This window comes from Peribacillus psychrosaccharolyticus ATCC 23296 (assembly GCF_000305495.1).
In the GTDB taxonomy this organism is placed as follows: Bacteria; Bacillota; Bacilli; order Bacillales; family DSM-1321; genus Peribacillus; species Peribacillus psychrosaccharolyticus.
This window is the reverse complement of record NZ_AJTN02000158.1, coordinates 1-21413: the sequence shown is the minus strand read 5'-3', so window position 1 is coordinate 21413 and position 21413 is coordinate 1. Positions and strand designations below refer to the sequence as shown.

Annotated in this window: 17 protein-coding genes and 1 pseudogene; 14 read left to right on the top strand and 4 right to left on the bottom strand. The window is 38.4% G+C overall.

Going from position 1 to position 21413, the window contains the following annotated elements:
• Positions 1-90 precede the first annotated feature (90 nt).
• The 8 genes from WYK_RS07660 to WYK_RS07625 all read left to right on the top strand — a co-directional run bounded on the left by WYK_RS07660 (position 91) and on the right by WYK_RS07625 (position 7371).
• Positions 91-402 carry a PTS sugar transporter subunit IIB gene (locus WYK_RS07660; protein WP_040373950.1) on the top strand — a complete coding sequence of 104 codons (312 nt, stop codon included), beginning with the start codon at positions 91-93 and terminating at the stop codon, positions 400-402.
• Positions 402-731 (top strand): PTS lactose/cellobiose transporter subunit IIA, encoded by a 330-nt coding sequence (locus tag WYK_RS07655; RefSeq protein WP_040373949.1) that lies wholly within the window; start codon positions 402-404, stop codon positions 729-731. Before WYK_RS07660 ends, WYK_RS07655 begins: the two co-directional genes overlap by 1 nt.
• A 33-nt stretch (positions 732-764) precedes the next feature.
• Positions 765-2057: a PTS cellobiose transporter subunit IIC gene (celB, locus tag WYK_RS07650; RefSeq protein WP_040373948.1), complete on the top strand. Its 1293-nt coding sequence runs from the start codon at positions 765-767 to the stop codon at positions 2055-2057.
• 85 nt (positions 2058-2142) lie between these two features.
• Complete coding sequence (locus WYK_RS07645; RefSeq protein WP_040373947.1) at positions 2143-3552, top strand: glycoside hydrolase family 1 protein; 1410 nt, start codon at positions 2143-2145, stop codon at positions 3550-3552.
• Between the two features lie 142 nt (positions 3553-3694).
• On the top strand, positions 3695-4408 hold the full coding sequence (locus WYK_RS07640) for a GntR family transcriptional regulator (protein ID WP_040373946.1): 714 nt from the start codon (positions 3695-3697) through the stop codon (positions 4406-4408).
• Between the two features lie 15 nt (positions 4409-4423).
• A complete protein-coding gene (locus tag WYK_RS07635; RefSeq protein WP_040373945.1) occupies positions 4424-5296 on the top strand; it encodes an ROK family protein in 873 nt (290 codons plus the stop codon).
• A gap of 22 nt (positions 5297-5318) precedes the next feature.
• Positions 5319-5621 (top strand): iron-sulfur cluster assembly accessory protein, encoded by a 303-nt coding sequence (locus WYK_RS07630; RefSeq protein ID WP_040373944.1) that lies wholly within the window; start codon positions 5319-5321, stop codon positions 5619-5621.
• Positions 5622-5949: 328 nt separating this feature from the next.
• Complete coding sequence (locus tag WYK_RS07625) at positions 5950-7371, top strand: coiled-coil domain-containing protein (RefSeq protein WP_051387379.1); 1422 nt, start codon at positions 5950-5952, stop codon at positions 7369-7371.
• A gap of 138 nt (positions 7372-7509) precedes the next feature.
• Here the strand turns inward: WYK_RS07625 and WYK_RS07620 are convergent, their stop codons facing one another.
• Positions 7510-8661 (bottom strand): ROK family transcriptional regulator, encoded by a 1152-nt coding sequence (locus tag WYK_RS07620; protein WP_040373942.1) that lies wholly within the window; start codon positions 8659-8661, stop codon positions 7510-7512.
• A gap of 361 nt (positions 8662-9022) precedes the next feature.
• Here WYK_RS07620 and xylA point away from each other — a divergent pair, with 361 nt between their 5' ends.
• The 5 genes and pseudogenes from xylA to WYK_RS07595 all read left to right on the top strand — a co-directional run bounded on the left by xylA (position 9023) and on the right by WYK_RS07595 (position 16453).
• A complete protein-coding gene (xylA, locus tag WYK_RS07615; protein ID WP_040373941.1) occupies positions 9023-10339 on the top strand; it encodes a xylose isomerase in 1317 nt (438 codons plus the stop codon).
• Positions 10340-10419: 80 nt separating this feature from the next.
• Positions 10420-11918 (top strand): annotated as a pseudogene (xylB, locus tag WYK_RS07610) (xylulokinase).
• Between the two features lie 21 nt (positions 11919-11939).
• The gene (locus tag WYK_RS07605) at positions 11940-12932 is read left to right on the top strand and encodes an aldose 1-epimerase (protein WP_040373940.1); all 993 of its coding nucleotides are present in this window, start codon (positions 11940-11942) and stop codon (positions 12930-12932) included.
• Positions 12933-13112: 180 nt separating this feature from the next.
• Positions 13113-14237, top strand: coding sequence for an NADH-dependent flavin oxidoreductase (locus tag WYK_RS07600; protein ID WP_040373939.1), 1125 nt, complete (start codon positions 13113-13115; stop codon positions 14235-14237).
• A gap of 113 nt (positions 14238-14350) precedes the next feature.
• Positions 14351-16453, top strand: a complete 2103-nt coding sequence (locus WYK_RS07595) for a YhgE/Pip domain-containing protein (RefSeq protein WP_040373938.1) — start codon at positions 14351-14353, stop codon at positions 16451-16453.
• Positions 16454-16519: 66 nt separating this feature from the next.
• Here the strand turns inward: WYK_RS07595 and WYK_RS07590 are convergent, their stop codons facing one another.
• Together WYK_RS07590 and WYK_RS07585 are read right to left on the bottom strand one after the other, a co-directional pair.
• Positions 16520-18193 (bottom strand): ABC1 kinase family protein, encoded by a 1674-nt coding sequence (locus WYK_RS07590; RefSeq protein WP_040373937.1) that lies wholly within the window; start codon positions 18191-18193, stop codon positions 16520-16522.
• Between the two features lie 20 nt (positions 18194-18213).
• Complete coding sequence (locus WYK_RS07585) at positions 18214-18507, bottom strand: phasin family protein (protein WP_040373936.1); 294 nt, start codon at positions 18505-18507, stop codon at positions 18214-18216.
• Positions 18508-18854: 347 nt separating this feature from the next.
• Between WYK_RS07585 and WYK_RS07580 the strand changes: the two genes are divergently transcribed.
• Positions 18855-20774, top strand: coding sequence for a heavy metal translocating P-type ATPase (locus tag WYK_RS07580; protein ID WP_152526435.1), 1920 nt, complete (start codon positions 18855-18857; stop codon positions 20772-20774).
• Between the two features lie 114 nt (positions 20775-20888).
• Here WYK_RS07580 and WYK_RS07575 read toward each other — a convergent pair whose 3' ends face one another.
• On the bottom strand, positions 20889-21134 hold the full coding sequence (locus WYK_RS07575; protein WP_051387378.1) for a ParB N-terminal domain-containing protein: 246 nt from the start codon (positions 21132-21134) through the stop codon (positions 20889-20891).
• Positions 21135-21413: the final 279 nt, after the last annotated feature.

Here is a 21413-nt window from a genome sequence, read left to right as displayed (position 1 = left end):
AATGACTAGACATTTATTTTTAACTGGCTATAATAAAGTTGTAACCGCTTAACAAACTAAAAATTATGAATTGAAGGAGTTTGATTATCAATGAATAGAATTTTACTAGCATGTAGTTCAGGTATGTCTACTAGTTTACTTGTGACAAAGATGGAAGCGTATGCAGAATCTATCGGTGATGAAGCGAAAATTTGGGCAGTCGGTCAAAATCAAGCGAAACAAGATATGGCAGAAGCAGATGTTGTGTTAATCGGACCACAAATGAGTTTCTTGAAAAAAGAACTGCAAAAAGAAGCTGCTCAATACAATATCAATGTTGATGTGATTGATATGATGGCATACGGATTAGCAGATGGTAAAAAAGCATATGAACAGGCATTGGCCTTAATGGGGAAAAAATAATGGATATTAACTTAGAAGAACTTACTAGTGAACAAATTAATTTTCAACTTATTCTTCATAGCGGCAACGCGCGCAGCAAGGTAATCCAATCTCTTCGTGAATACCGTGAAGGCAATGTTGAAGAAGCAGAAAGTTTATTAACACAAGCTGAAGAAGACTTAAATGCTGCACATGGTATTCATTTCAAAATGGTTCAAAAAGAAGCACAGGGCGAAAAAGTAGAGTTCTCAATGTTATTTATGCATGCCGAGGATCATTTAATGTCAACGCTTACGATGAAGGAACTTGTTATCGAATTACTCGAAATTTTTAAAGCTAAGAATTTATAAAAAGAAATACCCATTGATAAGGGAGGGAAATTTATGTTTGAGAAATTTAGTCAGTTTCTAATTCCGATTGCGGGCAAGTTGAATAACAATCGCTATCTACAAGTTATACGTGATGCATTTATGTTAGCGTTCCCATTAACAATATTTGGTTCTATCGTTGTAGTATTAACCAATCTGCCATTTTTAAATAAATTTTTAAGTGATGAGTTTATTGCTTCTTTCCAATCGTCATTCGGGATTGCTTCACAGGCAACCATGGGGATTATGTCCGTGTTCGTTGTCTTTGGTATAGGATACTATCTATCAAAAAGCTACGAAGTGGAAGCTGTTTTTGGAGGCGTGATTGCTCTTGCTTCGTTTTTGATCTTAACACCATTTATGATAGAGACAGATGCAGGTGCTGTTACAAATGTTATACCGCTTGATCGCCTTGGAGCCAAAGGAATGTTCTTAGGAATGATAACAGCCTTTCTAGCAGGTGAGATTTATAGAAGAGCGGTTCAGAAGGACTTAACTATTAAGATGCCAGCAGGAGTACCGCCGGCTGTCGCGAAATCGTTTGCTGCCTTATTCCCAGCATTAATTACATTAACAATCTTTTTATTCATTAATGTTCTTGTTACACAAGCATTTAATACAAATCTTCATGACTTTATCTATGATGTGATTCAAGCACCGCTTGTAGGTCTTGGTGGAGGGTTGATTCCAACATTAATTGCTGTGTTCGTTATTCAGCTTCTTTGGTTCTTTGGTCTGCATGGCCAGATTATCATCAACTCAGTTATGGATCCAATCTGGAATACATTAGCTCTAGAAAACTATGATAAATTTGTTCAAGGCGGGGAACTGCCAAACATTGTGACTAAGTCATTTATGGATGTGTTTACAGTCGGAATGGGTGGTACAGGAATGACGCTGGCTGTTATCGTGGCGATCCTTGTCTTTATGAGAAGCAAGCAGATGAAACAAGTAGCCAAACTTGGTGCTGGTCCTGGTATCTTTAACGTAAACGAACCAATTATTTTCGGTTTGCCAATTGTAATGAATCCAATGATTATTGTACCTTGGATTTTAGCACCGATGATTGTTACTGCTGTTACGTATTTTGCTTTCGCAACAGGGATAGTGCCTAAAACTACAGGAGTAACGGTACCGTGGACAGTGCCAATTGGAATAAGCGGATACTTAGCAACGAATTCCCTAATGGGCTCGCTGCTGCAGATTGTTAACTTCTTCATTGTTTTTGCCATCTGGTTCCCATTCTTGAAAATTATTGATGGAGTAAATATTAAAAAAGAAAAAGAAGAATTGAATAAAGCATCATAAAAAGCTGGGTTCACCTAGAAAATAGATCTGCCTAATCAGGCGGTAAATCTGAGACATCGATTAGAGAATGAGAGGGAGGATTTATATGACACGAATAAATAATGAATCAATTCAATTCAAATTTCCTGAAGACTTTTGGTGGGGATCTTCGGCATCCGCAACCCAAACTGAGGGGGCAGCTGATCTTGATGGTAAAGGAAAGAATATTTGGGATCACTGGTTTGAAATAGAAGCGAATCGTTTTTTTGATGGAGTAGGTCCTCAAGACACTTCACAGTTCTATTATAAATATAAAGAAGACATCCAGTTAATGAAGGAAATCGGTCACAATTCATTCAGACTATCTATTTCCTGGTCAAGGTTATTCCCTGAGGGAAAAGGGGAAATGAATGAGAAGGCAGTAGAATTTTATAACAATGTAATTGATGCACTAATTGCCGCAGAGATTGAGCCATTTGTTAATCTTTATCATTTTGATATGCCATTGGCTTTACAGGAAACTGGGGGCTGGAATAATCGTGAAACGGTAGATGCCTATGAAAAATATGCAGAAACATGTTTCAGCCTATTCGGTGATCGAGTGAAGAAATGGTTCACACATAATGAACCGATTGTACCTGTTGAAGGTGGATATTTGTATGATTTCCATTATCCAAACGAAGTTAATTTCCGGAAAGCAGTTCAAGTTGCTTATCATACAATTCTATCAAGTGCAAAAGCGATTAAAATCTATAAGTCTATGAAACTTGATGGAAAGATTGGGATTATCCTGAACTTAACACCTTCATACCCAAGAAGCCAGCACCCGGCTGATTTAAAAGCTTCAGTATTGTGTGATGCCTTCTTCAACCGTTCATTCCTTGATCCGTCTGTTAAAGGAACATTCCCAACAGAACTGGTGGATATTCTGAAGGAGGAAGGCTATCTGCCTGTTATCGAAGACGGTGATTTAGCCATTATTAATGAGAACACAGTTGATCTGCTTGGCGTTAATTATTATCAGCCAAGACGTGTGAAGGCGAAGGATAATCTTCCAAATCCTGATTCACCGTTTATGCCGGATCGTTATTTTGATAACTACATTATGCCTGGTCGTAAAATGAATGTTTACCGCGGTTGGGAAATTTACGAAAAAGGCGTCTATGATATTTTAATCAATTTAAAAGAGAATTATGGAAACATTGAATGCTTCATTTCTGAAAATGGGATGGGTGTTGAAGGAGAAGAGCGTTTCCGTAACGAAGATGGTATGATTGAAGATGATTACCGAATTGACTTTATCAGTGAACATTTAAAATGGGTTCATAAGGCTCTGTTAGAGGGTTCGAATGTTAAAGGCTATCACTTATGGACATTCATGGATAACTGGTCTTGGAGCAATGCCTATAAAAACCGTTATGGATTTGTTTCTGTGAATTTAGACAAAGATAACGAACGAACCGTTAAGAAAAGCGGTTATTGGTTTAAGGATGTTGCTGCAAATAATGGATTTTAATATATAGTGAAACAGAGTTTTGAGAATGCAGCCTATACTTTTAGCGCATTGCTCAGAACTCTGTTTACTATTTTTGGATGCTGAAATTATATACTGTTAGGGAAAATCTATTATAATGAAGAAAATGGTTGGAGTGTATAGAATGAATAAATACGAAGCAATTTCAGAAGAAATGAGAAACCGCATTCATACGGAATATTATCCAGCTGACTTACCAATTCCTGATGAGCTAACATTGGCAGCGGAGTTTAATTGCAGCCGAATGACAATGAAACGGGCACTGGATATTTTAGTCGCCGAAGGACTAATGCTTCGAAAGCGCGGTCACGGTACATTTATTGTTCAAGCTCCGTTACGTGATGAAACGGTTAATGTGATTAGTGAAGATTCCAAGGGCCTTTCAAATTTGGTTCTTGGCAAAAAAGTGGACAGTAAAATCGTTTCTTTTGAGGTGCAATTCCCTTCTGATGAGGTTGCTAGACACTTGTCAATTAAGAAAGATACGCCTGTTTATTCGATTATTCGATTGAGATATGTTGATGATGAACCGTATGTTATTGAAAAAACGTATATGCCGGTTGCATTAATACCTGGATTGAATGAAGAGGTGCTTTATGCATCCATTTATAATTATATTCATCAGTCACTAGAATTAAAAATAGGCGGTGCTCATCGTAAGATTCGGGCAGACAAGTCAAATATATTAGATCAACAATATCTAGACTGTCACCCGACAGACCCGGTTCTTGAAGTGGAGCAAGTTGGCTTTTTAAATAATGGCATACCCTTTGAATATTCATTTTCACGACATCGTTATGACAAGTTTGTTTTTACAACCGTGTCCATAAGCAAATAAGAAGGTGGGAGAGACATGGCATTAGTAGGCGGTATCGAAGCAGGAGGAACAAAATTTGTTTGTGCAATTGGTGATCATACTGGTGAGATAAGAGAACGAGTTGAGATTCCAACAACGTTCCCTGCAGAAACAATGGAAGAAGTCATACGCTTTTTTCATGCATATGACATAGAAGCCCTTGGAATAGGATCATTCGGTCCAATTGATGTAAATCGAGAAAGCCCAACGTATGGATTTATTACTTCGACACCCAAGCAAGGATGGATAAACTATCCAATTGTTTCTAAAATGAAAGAGCATTTTAATGTACCAATAGGTTTTCATACTGATGTAAATGCAGCCGCATTAGGTGAAGGGACTTACGGAGCGGCAAAAGGACTTGACAGCTGTTTATATATGACCATCGGGACAGGCATAGGTGCAGGAGCATTAGTCGGCGGGAAATTACTGCAGGGACACTCGCATCCTGAAATGGGGCATATATTAATTAGAAGGCATCCTGAAGATTACTACCAAGGCAAATGCCCTTATCATATTGATTGCTTCGAAGGGTTAGCAGCGGGGCCCGCTATCGAAGCACGCTATGGAATGAAAGCTAATGAGCTTGAAGAACGAAGTGATGTATGGGAGTTAGAAGCTTATTATATCGCACAAGCACTTATGAACTTTATCTTAATTCTCTCTCCTCAGAAAATTATTCTTGGCGGCGGGGTCATGAAGCAGCAACAAGTGTTTCCGAAAATCCGTAAGCAATTAGAGACTGTGCTAAAAGGGTATGTAGATACGCCTAATCTTCAGGACTATATTGTGAGTCCTGGTTTAGGCAACAATTCTGGAATCATTGGTTCACTAATCTTGGCTCAACAAGCATTACACGGTAAATATTGATGAATAAGTGGAGGATCAGCAGATGAACGTTAAAATCAATCGGAATGCAGCGAAGGTTTTGAAACAGCTTTTAAGCAGTGAAGAAGCTGAAGGGAAATACATTCGTGTTTTCATTACCCATATGCATGGGGACCATGCTCACTATGATTACAAATTGGATAAACCAAAAGAACATGATGTAATTGTAAAAACAGACAAAGAAATTGATGTGCTGCTTGACAGCCGTGAAGAATTTTTAGATGGTGTGTGGATTAAATACTTCTATGTGCCGGAAGCGGGTTTTGAAATCACCAATCCTTCAAAAGAGCATCACCATCATCATTAAATGACAAAAAGTCAGACTTTTAGGTCTGGCTTTTTGTTTGCAAAAAAAGTGGACTGTCATATATAAAATGAAATTTATAGTAAGAAAGTAACCGGAAAATTTAATAGAAAACCTACTTTTTCCATTAAACACGGAGAATAGTAAGATTTTAGTAGAAATATGTAGTTTAATGTAACGAATGAAATATAAATGTAATGTTATTATTACGAGATTGATAAATTCAAGTGCTATACTACTTTTTGTGGGTGAAATATTTACTACTTTAATAATATATTTTTACATATAAAAATAGAGATACTCTAGCAAATAGAGAAGAAAGCAGGGGAAAATGAAATTGAAGAAAAAGCTTATCGTACTGAATACTACTATTCTACTTGGATTAGGGACTTTTGTTTCAATCCCTTCAGTAAATGCAGAATCTATCAATGACTTAGAGAAACAGCAACATACTATTCAGGGAGAGCGTACAGGCATTCAATCCGAAATTGACACTGCAGTCGCGAAAATCTCTAAACTTCAAGATGAACAAGTGCAATTAACTGCGCAAATTAAACGAATTGACCAAGCGATAAAAGACAATCAAGCAAAAATCACTGAAACAAAAAGTGATATAGAAGAAACGAATCAGGAAATTACACAACTCGATAAAGATATTGCTGAGTTAAAAGAACGAATTCAAAAGCGTAATGAAATTCTTAAAGAACGGGCAATTGCTTTCCAGAAGAGCGGCGGGGATGTCAATTACCTTGAAGTATTGTTAGGTTCTTCAAACTTCGGCGATTTACTCAGCCGTGTTGGCGCAGTTGCAACAATGGTTGATGCGGATCGAACCATTTTGGAAGAGCACGAGGCAGATAAAAAAGAACTAGAAGAAAAACAAGCAGCAGTTGAAAAGAAACTAGCTGATTTAACTAACATGAAAACTGAGCTGGAAGGAATGCTTGCTCAAATAAATGATCAAAAAGACCAGAGTATCGAATTGAGTAAAAATCTTGCTGCAAAGGAAACAGCAGCTGCAGCGATTATTTCTGATTTAAAAGAAAAGGATGCAGATCTTGCCGCTCAAGTTACTTCTATTCAACAGGATATGGTTAAAGAAAAAGTTCGTATCGCTGAAGCAGAAGCTGCAAAACAACGTGCCGCTGAAAAGGCTGAAGCAAAACACATTGCTGCTCAAGAGCAAAAACAAACAGCAGCTTCAACAAAAACTACTGTATCTGTAAAAACAGAGAAAGCAGAACCAACTAATAAATCAAGTTCACCAACAGAAAAAGCAGTGAGTAAAAAATCATCAACAACAGAGAAGACTGAGGCTCCATCAGCAGCACCAGCACCAGCACCGGTAGCACCTGTACGGAACTTAAGTGCAGCAGTGACTGCAGGTAATAAGTATATCGGCAATTCTGTTTATGTTTTTGGCGGCGGACGCACACAATCCGATATCAATAATGGACGCTTTGATTGTTCTGCATTCGTACGATGGGCTTATTCACAAGCCGGCATTAACGTAGGTTCTATGGGTGCAATCAGTACAGATACATTAAAAGGTTACGGTACAAAAATCTCAGCTAGTCAAATGCAGCCTGGAGATATGGTGTTCTTTAATACCTACAAAACAGACGGCCACGTAGGAATCTATGTAGGCGGTGGTAAATTCATCGGATCTCAAAGCTCAACTGGTGTAGCCATTGCCAGCATGACAAGCGGATACTGGAAAGGTGTATTTACTGGACACGTTAGACGCTTATAATCAATTGAAACAGGCTATTAGAGCGAAGAAGCTCTAATAGCCTGTTTTTTTGTTGTTTTCTTTTAGATTTGGGACGTCATCCTGTCTGAACCTGAGTAAAATAAAATACCCGGTAAGACACCCAACCCTGCATATATACTACGCTGTGACCCCGTCAATAAAGTGTTTAATCATGATGGCTGCAGCACCTAGAGCAGTGGCGTTATGCTTAAGGGCTGAGACAAGGAGTATATTAACATCAGGAGCATGTGTATGATTTGGAACTAAGGTATGTCTAATCGAATTAAGGACCTGTGGGAAGGCTTCGATGATACGATTTCGCAAAATAATGACTTCAGGATCAAATGTATTGATGATATTTTTTAGTCCAATCCCAAGATAAAAGCCGAAGGTATCGAGCGCTTGTAAGACTTGGGGGTCGTTTTGTTTTGCTCGGTGCAGAATATCCTGCCACATTACTGTCTGATTATTGCTCATTAATGATTGGTGTAAGGCTTTTTCAGAGGCATAGAGTTCCCAACATCCTCGGTTTCCACACGTACATCGAGGCCCATTGAAATCAATGACTGTATGTCCCATCTCACCAAATAAGCCGTTTTTACCTTTTAACAGTTCGTTATTTTGGATGACGCCGGTTCCAATTCCAGCATTAATACTGACATAAACAATATTTTTAAAATGTTTAGCGGCTCCATATTCCTTTTCCCCATAAGCTCCTGTATTGGCTTCATTTTCTACAAATACAGGGACCTGAAATGTTTGTTCAAGGATTTGTTTAAAAGGGATTTCACTCCAATTCGAATTAGGTGTGAAGGTTAGTTCTTGGTCATTATTTACGAGACCCGGTACACCTAAACAGATGCCAATTAAGCCGTATCGAGAATCAGGGATGACTGAGATTTGTTTTTCAAGCAGTGTAATCATTAATTTCTGAAGATCGCAGGGTAACGTTGAATCTATTTTTTGATGCGATTCAGAGACAATGGTCCCTTCTAAATCGGTTAATACAATGGTGAGATAATCAACGCCTAGATCTATTCCTATCGTAAAACCTGCATTCTTATTGAAGACGAGCATAACTGGACGCCTTCCCCCGCTGGAAAGACCCTGACCAATTTCAAATATCAGGTTGTCATCAAGTAAATCTGCTACTTGTGAGGATACTGTGGTTTTGTTCAGCCCAGTAACTTCGGAAAGCTTGGCTCGAGAGACAGGCGAAGTATGTATGATTTCTCGTAAAACGAGCTTTTTATTCATTTTTTTTACAAGTGCTTGGTCTGCGCTAATCATTAAACATTCACCTACTTTATATATTGACTAAATTAAGTATATGCAATAAAACACAAATTCTACCTAATTGATTATAACTTATCAAATATTTCTAAAAAAGTATTGTATTTTCAAAACATTTGGCTTATTATTTGAACATAAGTTAGTTTAGGCGAACAACAAAGTAAGTCGTTTATTTTTTTATGCTTGATGACAGCGTTTACAATTTACCGTGGTATGGCTGAGCATGCAAATGAATGTTGCTAAAACGGGTGTTTGTGCTCGGTTCAAACTAGGTGCTATTGTATCCGGCATCCTATGTATTGGCAGTGTTTTAGTCCATTTTAACAAAAAAGAAAAAATAATCTGAGGAGGAACTAACATGACAAAGTATTTTAATGACATTCAACAAGTTAAATTTGAAGGAGGAGCTTCAAAAAACCCGTTCGCGTTTAAGTATTATAACCCCGAGGAAGTCATCGGTGAGAAAACAATGAAAGAACATTTGCGTTTTTCTATGGCATATTGGCATACATTTAATGCGGATGGATCAGATCCATTTGGTGCTGGTACGATGCTGCGTCCATGGGATAAATTTCAAGGAATGGATCAATCAAAAGCTCGTGCTGAAGCTGCGTTTGAACTATTCGGCAAGCTGGATATGCCATATTATGCATTTCATGATGTGGATATTGCTCCAGAAGGTGATACCTTACGGGAAAGCTTCCAAAATACAGATCAAATGGTTGCTGTATTAAAGGATTATATGAAAGCAAGTGGTGTGAAATTATTATGGAATACAGCCAATATGTTTACCAATCCACGTTATGTACACGGGGCAGCAACGTCAAGTAATGCAGATGTATTCGCTTATAGTGCTGCAAAAGTTAAAAAAGGGCTTGAAGTTGCGAAGGAATTGGGTTCAGAAAACTACGTATTCTGGGGCGGTCGTGAAGGTTATGATTCGTTATTGAATACCAATATGGGGCTTGAGCTTGATAACTTGGCACGTTTTATGCACCTTGCTGTAGATTATGCCAAAGAAATTGGCTATACCGGTCAATTCTTAATTGAACCGAAACCAAAGGAGCCAACCAAGCATCAATATGATTTTGATGTTGCGACTGCTCTTCAGTTTTTACAAAAGTATGATTTAAGCGACCATTTCAAAATGAATATTGAAGCTAACCATGCGACTCTTGCTGGGCATACATTCGAACATGAAATCAGAGTAGCTCGATTAAATGGCGCTTTAGGTTCACTTGATGCAAACCAAGGTGACCCATTGCTTGGCTGGGATACAGATGAATTCCCAACTGATATTTATACCTCAACACTGGCCATGTACGAAGTACTTGAAAATGGCGGAATCGGTTCTGGCGGATTGAACTTCGATGCGAAGACACGCAGATCTTCAATTGATCCTGAGGATTTAGTGTACGCTCATATTGCAGGTATGGACAGCTTTGCAAGAGGATTAAAAGCAGCTCATAATTTGCGTACAGACCGTGTATTCGAAGATGCAATAGCAAAACGTTATAGCAGCTTTACTGAAGGTATTGGCTTAGATATCGTTGAAGGGAAAGTGGACTTCAAAATGCTTGAAAAGTATGCGCTTGAACATGATCAAATCAAGAATGAATCGGGTCGTATTGAGTTGCTTCGTTCTACGATTAATCAGTACATTTTTGAAGCATAAATGTAATGGCTATATAATATAGAAGGAAAGGGTAGAATTGTTCATTATTCTGCCCTTTTTTTAACAAAGGAGAAGAGTAGATGAAATACGTAATTGGAATTGACTTGGGAACAAGTTCAGTTAAATCGATATTGGTGAATCAACAGGGTGAAGTATGTGCGGAGTCGTCACAAGAATATCCACTCATTCACGCAAAGACTGGTTATAGTGAACAAAATCCGGAAGAATGGGTCAGTCAAACCGTTAAGTCGTTAAAGGAAATAACTGATTGCTCTGGTGTTTCGGCTTCAGATATTGAAGGAATTAGTTTTTCTGGCCAGATGCATGGGCTAGTCTTACTGGATGAGAATATGCAGGTACTTAGAAATGCAATTCTTTGGAACGATACACGCACGACTCCTCAATGTCAGCAAATCGTTCGGGAATTCGGAGATACGGTACTTGCAGTTACGAAAAATGCTGTTCTTGAAGGATTTACCTTGCCAAAGCTGTTGTGGGTTCAGCAGCATGAACCAGAATTATTCGCGAAAGCCGCTGTATTTATGCTTCCTAAAGATTATTTGCGTTTCCGATTAACTGGATCCATACACATGGACTATTCGGATGCAGCTGGTACTTTACTGTTGGATGTAATCAACAAAAACTGGAGCGAAGAAATAGCCGCGCAATTTTCTATCCCGCTGTCTATTTGCCCGCCTCTTGTTGAATCGAGTGCGTGTGTTGGAAACTTGATACCGGAGATTGCTGATCAAACGGGACTGTCTACAGATACAAAAATAGTGGCCGGTGGTGCGGATAATGCGTGCGGAGCTATTGGAGCTGGTATCGTGTCGCATGGGAAAACACTGTGTAGTATTGGTACTTCCGGTGTTATATTATCGTATGAGGAAGAAAAAAACCGTGATTTTGCTGGTAAGGTCCACTTCTTTAACCATGGGAAAGAAGATGCCTATTATACGATGGGGGTGACACTTTCTGCCGGTCAGAGTTTAAAGTGGTTTAAGGAAACCTTTGCTGATGGCGAGACATTTGAGGATTTAACAGAAGGATTAGGGGAACTACCCATCGGATCTGGTGGTCTATTATTTACTCCTTATTTATATGGAGAGCGGACGCCGCATGCTGATTCTTCAATACGTGCCAGTTTTATTGGAATGGATGAGACACATACAAAGAAACATTTTGCTAAGGCCGTGATGGAGGGTATCACGTTTTCACTTCAGGAATCACTTGAAATCTTCCGAAGCCAAGGAAAAAAATTGGATCGATTGTTTCAATTGGCGGGGGAGCAAAGAATCCAGTTTGGCTGCAAATGCAGGCTGATATTTTTAACGCACAAGTGTTGACGCTTACGAGTGAACAAGGGCCTGCAATGGGAGCTGCTATCTTGGCAGCCGTCGGTTCAGGTTGGTTTGAATCGCTTGAAGACTGTTCTAAAACATTCATCGGCACAGCGTCTATTTATGAGCCGAATCCTGAAGCGGTTAGCAGTTATCGAAAGCTGTTCACAATCTATCAAGAAGTTTACGGTAACACAAAGGAAATATGTGAATCTTTGCAAAATTTTAAGGTACAATAACTGTAGAATGGAGGATGTGAAATGTCTAGTTATATAAAAGAAAGTCAGTATTTCGGTGAAAAAGCAATCGTGTTTGGTAATAGTCAGCTTGAAGCGGTACTTGTACCTGGATTAGGCAGCAATCTAATTTCATTGAAATCGAAGTCAAAGAACGCTGACTTATTGCGGGTCCCTGAAAGTAAGAGTCAGTATGAAAAAAACCCCTGTCTCTATGGCATGCCAATCCTTTTCCCGCCAAACAGAATAGACCGTGGTATGTTTACATATGGCGACCTAACTTATCAATTTGCTATTAACGAAGAAAAACATAATAATCATCTTCATGGTTTTTTGTATGATAAACCGTGGGAATTGATAAAACAAGAGCAAAATGGTGAAAGTGTTCGGATAGTAACGGAAATCAACAGCGATGATTATACTAGTATTACGGAACAATTTCCTCATTCATTTTCCATAAAGATGACGTATACATTAGATGGCAGTAGCCTTTCAACAAACGCAACGATTAGTAATCATGGGACGACTAAGTTTCCTTGGGGTTTGGGTTACCACACTACATTTAATCTGCCCTTCTCAGCAGACGGAGCACTTGAGGATTGCACGGTTTCCCTGCCAGTAGATGAACATTGGACGCTTAGTGAACGCAAGCTTCCTACTGGCGATATCGTCAAGCTGACAGATGCAGCTGATTTTCAGCAAGGAATCTCGCTTTCTGGTAAACTCTTCGATGATGTTTATGGATATGCAAAGGAATCAGAACTTGTTAATGAAGCGGTCATTACAGATCATAACGAAGGCATTAGGATTCATTATAAATGTGATAAACGTTTTGGACACTGGGTTCTTTTCAATGGAAATGGGAAAGATTTAAACGGCTTTGTCTGCCCTGAACCATATACATGGGTAACAAATGCACCAAATGTAGAGCTGCCTGATTCAGTAACAGGAGTCCGTGAATTGAAACCAGGAGAAGAAGTGAACTTAATCAGTCAGCTGATTGTCGATACATTTTAGGGGTTGACTCCAACAAATAAAGAAAACTGTTTACCTAAACGGGTAAACAGTTTTTTTCTTATCTTTAGTCCATATTATAGAGAGTTTGCGTGAGCACATTTATCGACTTTTTCACGAAGAAGTATGAAAATGGAGACTCCTAAGATTTAGCAGGGGACAATATAAGGAGTGAGCAAATAAATGAAATCTACCTATCAAAAGATATTTGAACCATTCACCTTTACATCGGGTGTAGAAATAAAAAACCGTATTATGCTAGCCCCAATGACCAATTATTCAGCAAAGGATAATGATGAAGTATCGGAATCAGAACTTGCTTATTATAGTGAACGTTCTGGCGGGGTTGGTGCAGTGATTACTGCGGTAGCTTATATCGAAGCTGGGGGCAAAGGCTTCCCAGGCCAATTCAGTGCTGCAGATGACAGTTTTATTCCAAGCCTGAAAAAATTGGCAGATACGATTCAATCAAAAGGCTCAAAGGCAATTCTGCAAATTTTCCATGCTGGAAGAATGAGTCCGCCTGACTTGCTGCCAGATCAACAATCTGTTTCTGCAAGTGCAGTTGCAGTAGAACAGAAAGGTGCTCAAGTACCGCGTGAAATGACTGAATCAGAAATTCAGGCAACCATTAAAAACTTTGGTGAAGCAACTAGAAGAGCGATTGAAGCTGGGTATGACGGTGTTGAAATTCATGGAGCAAATACCTATTTACTTCAGCAGTTTTTCTCTCCTCATTCGAATCGTAGAAATGATCAATGGGGTGGATCTTTAGAAAAAAGAATGGCCTTCCCGCTTGCTGTAATTGCTGAAGTAAAAAAAACCGTTGCAAAGTTTGCGAAACATCCTTTTATAGTCGGATACCGTCTATCACCGGAAGAAGGCAGTAATCCAGGAATTACACTTGAAGATACACTGAGTTTCGTTGATACGCTAGCTAATCAACAACTAGATTATCTTCATATTTCAGTGATGCATTTCTGGAATGGTTCGTTCCGTGATAAAGATAAATCGGAATCGCGTATTTTAAAAATACATGAAAAAGTGGGAAGCAGGGTGCCTGTTATTGGTGTCGGATCATTACATACACCTGACGAGGTAGTCGATGCACTAAACACGGGCGTTCCATTTATCGTATTAGGCAGAGAATTACTAATGGAACCAAAATGGGTTCAAAAAGTTGAAGCTGGAGAAGAAGCTGACATTCGGACAACATTGTCCAAACAAGCTCAACAGGAACTAGTAATTCCTGATCCACTATGGGATAAATTAATAAACATACCAGGCTGGTTGCCTGTCGTAGAATAAAAAAGAGCAGCGGCTTTATGGCCGCTGCTTTTTTGTTGAAAAAATCCTCTGTATGTAACCTTACTATTTTCTGAATAATAGTAAGGTAAATACGGTTTAACGGGGGATTAACTTTGAAACAAATTCTAGAAATTTTCGGTGAGGATATTCAAAGTATCTATAAAAACTGGGTAGTAAGTATTATTATCCTCTTTCTAATGCTTTTACCTTCTGCTTATGCATGGATAAATATTATCGCTTCTTGGGACCCCTATGGGGAAACGAAAGGGATACTCGTTGGTGTTGCAAACAATGATAAGGGTGCAGTATTTAAGGATCAAGAAGTCAATATCGGTAACGATATTATCCAAGAATTAAAGGGCAATCAAAAGCTTGGCTGGCAGTTCACTACGGAAGATGAAGCAATTTCAAAGGTGAAAAAGGGGAAATTTTACGCGTCAATCGTTATTCCAGAAAATTTCTCTGAGCATATCTTAACGGTTATCAATGATAATCCGACTCACGCAAAAATTGATTATTATGTAAATGAAAAAATAAATGCGATTGCCCCTAAAATAACGAATACGGGAGCGAACAGCATTGTTGACAGTGTAAGTAAAAGCATTATTAAAACCGCAAGCAGTACAATTTTGACTATATTTAATGAATTAGGAATTGAACTGAATCAGGATTTGCCAAGTATTGAAAATATGAAGAAAATGGTATTTAAACTTGAAAAGATACTTCCAGAGCTTGAACAGAGTATGGAAACGATAGATGAAAAAATAGAAAAAGCAGAAGGGATATTAGAAGTAGTTGATAATGGTTTTGAATCTTTAGAGACTTTAACAAATCAGCGAGAACAGCTTTCTTCAGAGGTGAAGCTGTATATAGAATCTTTTCAAAAAACAATTGAAAACATTGATCCAATTATTCGAGAAAACTTAACAACTGTTCAAGCAGAGAGTGTCTTATTTACTGATTGGGTTAACGGATTAAGTAACCAAGACTTGACGGAAACTGAAGCAAATCAGGTTAGAGAAAAAGGAAATGAGAGATTAAAGCGACAAGCCGATTTAGCAGGGAGCCTTCAAGGTCTTTTGGTGAAAATGAATGCCTTTAGCAATAAGAACTTACTTGATGATGAAATTGCAGCATTAAATACTTTACTCAGCCAGACAGATTCACAACAACTAGCTTTAAAGAGTCTTAATCAGGAACAACTCCTAAATTTAAGTCATTCAAATAAAAACATTGCAACTAATTTATTGAACAATTATTCAGAGGTTACATCACCAAAACTGAACCGAATTATGGAAGACGCTGAACAAGTGTTAGGTGATGTGAATTCGCTAGCAGCCTTAGAAAGTGTTCCTGATATAAAAGCATCAATGAAATCAACAAATGAAACACTTGGTAAGCGACTAAATGAACTATCAGAATTACAAAAACGTTATCCGGAGGTAAAAAGCAAAATAACGATACTGGCTGATAAAATTCGAGAATTCGATAAGATGTATAATTTAAATGAAATTAGTGAGTTTCTACGAAATGATATCGAAAGAGAAAGTGATTTTTTTTCTGAACCGGTGCTGTTGAATCAACATAGTTTATTTCCAATTCCAAACTATGGATCAGCTATGTCTCCGTTTTATACGACCCTTGCTCTATGGGTAGGCGGGACCATGCTCATTGCATTGGTGAATGTGGATGTAGTTTCAGATAAAAAGTATTATGCCTATCAAATCTATTTAGGACGCGGGTTGCTTTTTCTTGTCATTGGACTCATGCAGGCATTGGTCGTTTCGGTTGGTAATATCGTTTTTCTCCATATTTATGCAGTAGAAAAATTATGGTACATACTATTTGCCATGCTGATTAGTTTTGTCTTCATCACCATTGTCTACACATTTGTCTCTGTATTTGGGAATATCGGTAAGGGCTTAAGTATCCTTATTATGGTTCTTCAAATATCAGGTTCTGGAGGAACCTTTCCAGTGCAAGTCGCACCTGTTTTCTTTCAAAAAATTAATCCGCTTTTGCCTTTTACCTATGCCATAAACTTATTGCGAGAAAGCGTGGGAGGGATGATCTGGAGTAATGTGCTGATGAATATTCTTGCTCTTTTAGGCTATGTAGCCGCAGCCTTATGTATAGGACTAATCTTGAAAAAACCATTTTTTAAGGCAACAGAGAAAGTAAGGATGAAATTTAACCGCAGTAGAATTTTTCATTAACTTTTATATCGAAAAAGTGGGTCTCCGAATTATCGGAAACCCATGATTGTACAATAAGAATAATGGCTAAAATCGACCTGATTTAAAAATGGCGAAGATCAGCCAGAGGAACATGAGTAAGGCAATACATGAACCAATTTCAATCACAGGAAGCTTCCATAGAAGCGATGCTTGGCCTGAAATGGAAGAACCAATAATTAAGCCGACCATAATGATACTGAAAGCGAGCACGACAATGGCAAAAGATAGTCGATTTGAAATGCGATCCATCTTATTCAAAAATATATTTAACTCAGGAATGGTAATCTCGAGGCGCATTTTGCCTTTTTGAATGGTGGAGGCAACCTCACGTAGTTTCTTCGGAAGATCGGCAAGGATTTCAGTATACTCGGTAAGATGCTCCCAAGCGTTTGCAGCGATTTTCTTTGGATTATACCGTTCTTTTAATAACTGCTTGCCAAAAGGTTCGGCTGCATTCATTATACTGAAATCTGGGTCCAGCATTTCAACCAGGGCTTCCACGGTTAATAAAGCTTTAGCCAACATGGTTAATTCAGCAGGAATCATGATTTGATGTTTGTAGGCTACAGCCAGCAAATCAGTTACTGCACCGCCAAGACTGATTTGACTTAGGGGAACATCATAGTATCTCTCCCTTAATTCATCTATATCTACTTGTAATGCTGACATGTTTGTATCAAATGGAATAACGCCCATTTCGGATATAGCTTTAATAATCCCATTCGTACTGCCGCTCTTCATAGACAAGGCAAGTAAGGCGAATTGATTCTGCATGTTTGCAGAAAGTCGTCCAACCATACCAAAGTCCATCCAGACAATACGATCACCTGGCAGGATAACAATATTACCTGGGTGCGGATCACCATGGAAAAAACCTTCAATGAGTATTTGATGAAGCATTGAATGGGCAATTCGTTCGGCGATTACTTTTCTGTTGTACCCTTCTTCTTCGAGTCTAGACAAGTTGTTGACTTTTACACCATTTATGTATTCCATTGTCAGGACTTTAGCAGTTGTATGGCTCCAATAAACACGTGGAACCTTAATTGTCTCATCTTCAGATGAAGGTCGGGATATTTTTTCACTATTGCGTCCTTCTGTTTGATAATCAAGCTCCAGCGACAGTGATTTCGAAAACTCTTCGATAATTTCTCTCAGTTGATAACGCTTGGCTCGTTCAATACGAGACTCCATAATACGAGCCAAATCATCAAGTATTTCAAGGTCAGTTTTTACTAGAGGCCGAATATGCGGACGCTGGACCTTAACGGCGACACGTTCATTCGTATGCAGTCTTGCGATATGAACCTGCCCAATAGAGGCTGTCGCTAGTGGTTTATCATCAAACTCAACATATAAATTTTCGAGATCGTCACCTAATTCTTCCTCAATAATCTGGCGAACCTGCTGAGAACTGAAGGGGGAAACTTGATCTTGTAATTTTTCTAGCTCAAAAATGATGTCCTCAGGTAATAGGTCACGTCGAGTACTTGCCATCTGTCCTAACTTTACAAAGGTTGGGCCCAATTCCTGAAGCATGAGACGTAATCTTTCACCAGTCGTACGATTTCTTGAGTTTTTATCAGAAATGACCTTTTTTTGAAATGGAAGGCGCTCCAGTAAGCCCAAGTCTTTTACTAGAAAGCCAAAGCCGTTCCTTAAAAAAGCACTGATAATTTCCTGATAGCGCTGTGCATGTTTCATCCGCTTTCCTATCATATGAACCCCTCCTTACACGATTAGTGAAGTCTTTGCTCTAACAGCTCAATTCTCCGTTTTAATGCATCAACTTCATTCTGAGAGGCAAGGTTCAATTCTTTAAGTGTCTTATTAACGAGTAGTGTAACGCGATGATCAAGATCCCGCTTAGCTTGACTTCCCTTTTCGGTTAACTGTTCCATCATTTCTTTCGATTCAGCCCGGCTTAATTCACCCTTTGCAACGAGGTCCTCAAAGACCTTTTCCATTTGCTCTTTGGTCGTAACGGCAGCTCCTACACCTAAAGAAAAAATTTGACTAAGCACGTTTTTCATTGGAATTCCTCCTCTAGTTTCTTTCTTAAATCATACAACATTGAGCAGACCGTACCAAATTAAAAGCAAGATTAAATAGAAGTTATCCATATTCTATTTTTAATTATTTTTATTAGATTAGAATTATTATTGTTTATTTCTTGGGTTGATTATGATAATATGAATATAGAAAAATGAATGTATTTCTATATAACTGTTTAAATAGTGCTGTTTTCGTTCCTTGAACGATAGCAGCCTTTCCTGCTTTATAAATAGAATGAAGTTGATTATCTTTCTCAATTAGATATCTTTCAAATGAGAACGAGTTTCATCTAGATGAATGATTGAACACTACTGGAGGGAAAATGATGATTGAGGAATCAAAAGCACTTAGACAGAAAGAGGTTGGTGAGGCTTCTATACTGGATAAACTTAAACCACATATAGAACTTATTGCCGCTCTTTTTAGTGGTGTATTAATTGTTATAGGCTTGATATTAGCTAAGGCTGATATGGAGACATCATCGATTATTATTTATCTGTTAGCTTTCGTTATTGGCGGATACGCCAAGGCGAAGGAGGGTATTGAGGATACAATAGCAGATAAACAATTGAATGTAGAGATGTTGATGATCCTTGCCGCAGTGGGTTCAGCCATCATTGGCTACTGGACAGAAGGCGCCATATTGATCTTTATATTTGCCTTAAGCGGTGCCCTAGAAACTTATACAATGAACAAAAGCCATAAAGAAATTTCAGCTTTGATGGATTTACAGCCAGAGGAAGCTCTTCGCATAAATAATGGGTTTGAAGAAAAGGTAGCCGTTTCTGCTTTGGCTATAGGTGATTTAATCCTGGTTAAACCTGGTGAACGTGTACCTTCTGATGGTGTCATTACAGAAGGGAAAACGAATCTGGATGAAGCCGCGATTACAGGAGAATCTTTTCCTGTCAGTAAAAGCTTGAAAGATGAAGTATTCGCTGGAACTGTTAATTTACGAGGAACCATTACTGTAGAAATTACTAAGCCTAGCAGTGAAACGTTGTTTCAAAAAATTATTCTTCTTGTTCAATCTGCACAAAGTGAAAAATCACCTTCACAGCTTTTTATTGAACGTTTTGAAGGTACCTATGTAAAAGTTGTCTTGGCCGTTGTTACCTTAATGATGTTCCTGCCGCATTTTGTTTTAGGCTGGAGCTGGACAGAAACATTTTACCGTGCGATGATCCTGCTCGTTGTCGCGTCCCCATGTGCACTGGTCGCATCTATTATGCCAGCTACCTTATCCGCAATTTCCAACGGTGCTCGTCATGGAATTTTAGTCAAAGGTGGAGTCCATCTCGAAAACCTTGGATCTTTGCAGGCAATAGCTCTTGATAAGACAGGAACACTAACCAAAGGAAAACCAGAAGTAACAGATGTTGTTGTTCGTGAAGATCTTTTAGAGGCTGATTTTTTATTCACCGTCGCGTCCGTTGAAAATTATTCGAACCATCCATTGGCGGCTTCAATAGTACGATATGCCAAGTCAAAGATAGATAAACAACTTATTAAGCCTGAAAATATGGAAGATATCTCAGGATACGGTGTACAGGGAATGATAAATGGTGATCTTTGGCAAGCAGGCAGAGCTGAGTTTGTGGGCAGCCTCGAATCGGAACAGTTCCAAAATGGAATTGGACCAAAGCTTGCAGAACAAGGGAAAACCGTTGTCTATGTTAAGGATGAACAAGGCATTGCTGGCATCATGACACTTAAAGACGTTGTTAGGGATACAACAATTGCAGCGATTGATGCTCTTCGTAAAGAGGGGATTCGTACGGTTATGCTTACCGGAGACGGTGAAAAAACAGCGAAAGCAATTGCTGCTGAAAGTCATATAGATATGTATATTTCTGGGTGTTTACCGGAGACAAAGGTTGATGAAATTAAAAAGTTAATGGAACAGTTTGGTACAGTGGCAATGGTTGGTGACGGAATTAATGATGCTCCAGCGCTGGCAACCGCGTCTATAGGGATTGCTATGGGGGAAGGAACAGACGTTGCACTCGAAACAGCAGATGTCGTATTAATGAAAAATGACTTACCGCGTATTGCAGAAGCAGTTAAGTTATCAAAGAAAATGAACAGAATTATTAAGCAAAATGTTGTCTTTTCTATTTTAGTTATTATGGTGCTGATTTCTTCTAACTTCCTTCAATTCCTTGATTTGCCATATGGAGTTATTGGGCATGAAGGAAGCACGATTTTAGTTATCCTTAATAGTCTGCGTTTATTAAAAAATTAATAAATTCTATAAAAAATGCTGATCAGTTGATATGGTCAGCATTTTTCATATAGGCATCCACGAAAAAAACGACCATACTGTATACCAGTGATGGTCGCTGCAGCTTATGTATTCTTATTGTTCATAATTGATAGGTACTATATTCATCCCGACCATTTTAGCTGCTAAGTAGCGGCGATAGCCATTTGTAAGGACATTAGTATCTCTATTTATTGTTATTGGTTCATCTAAATTACCGGTCCGAACAACATAGTCCATAACTTCCTTGGTTTTGTCAACACTAGGATGTGAGTATAAGAATTCCTCGGATACTATAATCTCTTCTAATGATATAAATCCTTCTGTTCCAACTGGTTTCATGTTTTTCCACCTCTTCTTACTATTAATTATATACGCTAATAGATGAAAATGACCTTTCAAAACAAAAATAATCAAAATTTTTGTAGATTTCAGGCTGTAAAGACTATTTATGATGTGGAAGAGTCGCATTTACTGATTTTCAGACTAGAATGACCTGTTTTCTTGTTTAATATGAAAATTAGTTGTCTTCCAAGCAGATTCAGATTATGAGAAGGTTTAATTATAATGATATAATTTATGTTATTTCTTAATTTGGTGAATTATATAAGAAATAGGTTT

What these genes read in the sequence shown, in the direction of transcription:
- WYK_RS07590 (WP_040373937.1), bottom strand. Translation starts at nt 18,193, where the DNA reads ATGATAGGAAAGCGGATGAAACATGCACAGCGCTATCAGGAAATTATC.
- WYK_RS07655 (WP_040373949.1), top strand. Translation starts at nt 402, where the DNA reads ATGGATATTAACTTAGAAGAACTTACTAGTGAACAAATTAATTTTCAA.
- WYK_RS07605 (WP_040373940.1), top strand. Translation starts at nt 11,940, where the DNA reads ATGTCTAGTTATATAAAAGAAAGTCAGTATTTCGGTGAAAAAGCAATC.
- WYK_RS07645 (WP_040373947.1), top strand. Translation starts at nt 2,143, where the DNA reads ATGACACGAATAAATAATGAATCAATTCAATTCAAATTTCCTGAAGAC.
- WYK_RS07630 (WP_040373944.1), top strand. Translation starts at nt 5,319, where the DNA reads ATGAACGTTAAAATCAATCGGAATGCAGCGAAGGTTTTGAAACAGCTT.
- xylA (WP_040373941.1), top strand. Translation starts at nt 9,023, where the DNA reads ATGACAAAGTATTTTAATGACATTCAACAAGTTAAATTTGAAGGAGGA.
- WYK_RS07585 (WP_040373936.1), bottom strand. Translation starts at nt 18,507, where the DNA reads ATGAAAAACGTGCTTAGTCAAATTTTTTCTTTAGGTGTAGGAGCTGCC.
- WYK_RS07635 (WP_040373945.1), top strand. Translation starts at nt 4,424, where the DNA reads ATGGCATTAGTAGGCGGTATCGAAGCAGGAGGAACAAAATTTGTTTGT.
- WYK_RS07575 (WP_051387378.1), bottom strand. Translation starts at nt 21,134, where the DNA reads ATGAAACCAGTTGGAACAGAAGGATTTATATCATTAGAAGAGATTATA.
- WYK_RS07640 (WP_040373946.1), top strand. Translation starts at nt 3,695, where the DNA reads ATGAATAAATACGAAGCAATTTCAGAAGAAATGAGAAACCGCATTCAT.
- WYK_RS07600 (WP_040373939.1), top strand. Translation starts at nt 13,113, where the DNA reads ATGAAATCTACCTATCAAAAGATATTTGAACCATTCACCTTTACATCG.
- celB (WP_040373948.1), top strand. Translation starts at nt 765, where the DNA reads ATGTTTGAGAAATTTAGTCAGTTTCTAATTCCGATTGCGGGCAAGTTG.
- WYK_RS07660 (WP_040373950.1), top strand. Translation starts at nt 91, where the DNA reads ATGAATAGAATTTTACTAGCATGTAGTTCAGGTATGTCTACTAGTTTA.
- WYK_RS07620 (WP_040373942.1), bottom strand. Translation starts at nt 8,661, where the DNA reads ATGATTAGCGCAGACCAAGCACTTGTAAAAAAAATGAATAAAAAGCTC.
- WYK_RS07580 (WP_152526435.1), top strand. Translation starts at nt 18,855, where the DNA reads ATGATTGAGGAATCAAAAGCACTTAGACAGAAAGAGGTTGGTGAGGCT.
- WYK_RS07625 (WP_051387379.1), top strand. Translation starts at nt 5,950, where the DNA reads ATGAAATTGAAGAAAAAGCTTATCGTACTGAATACTACTATTCTACTT.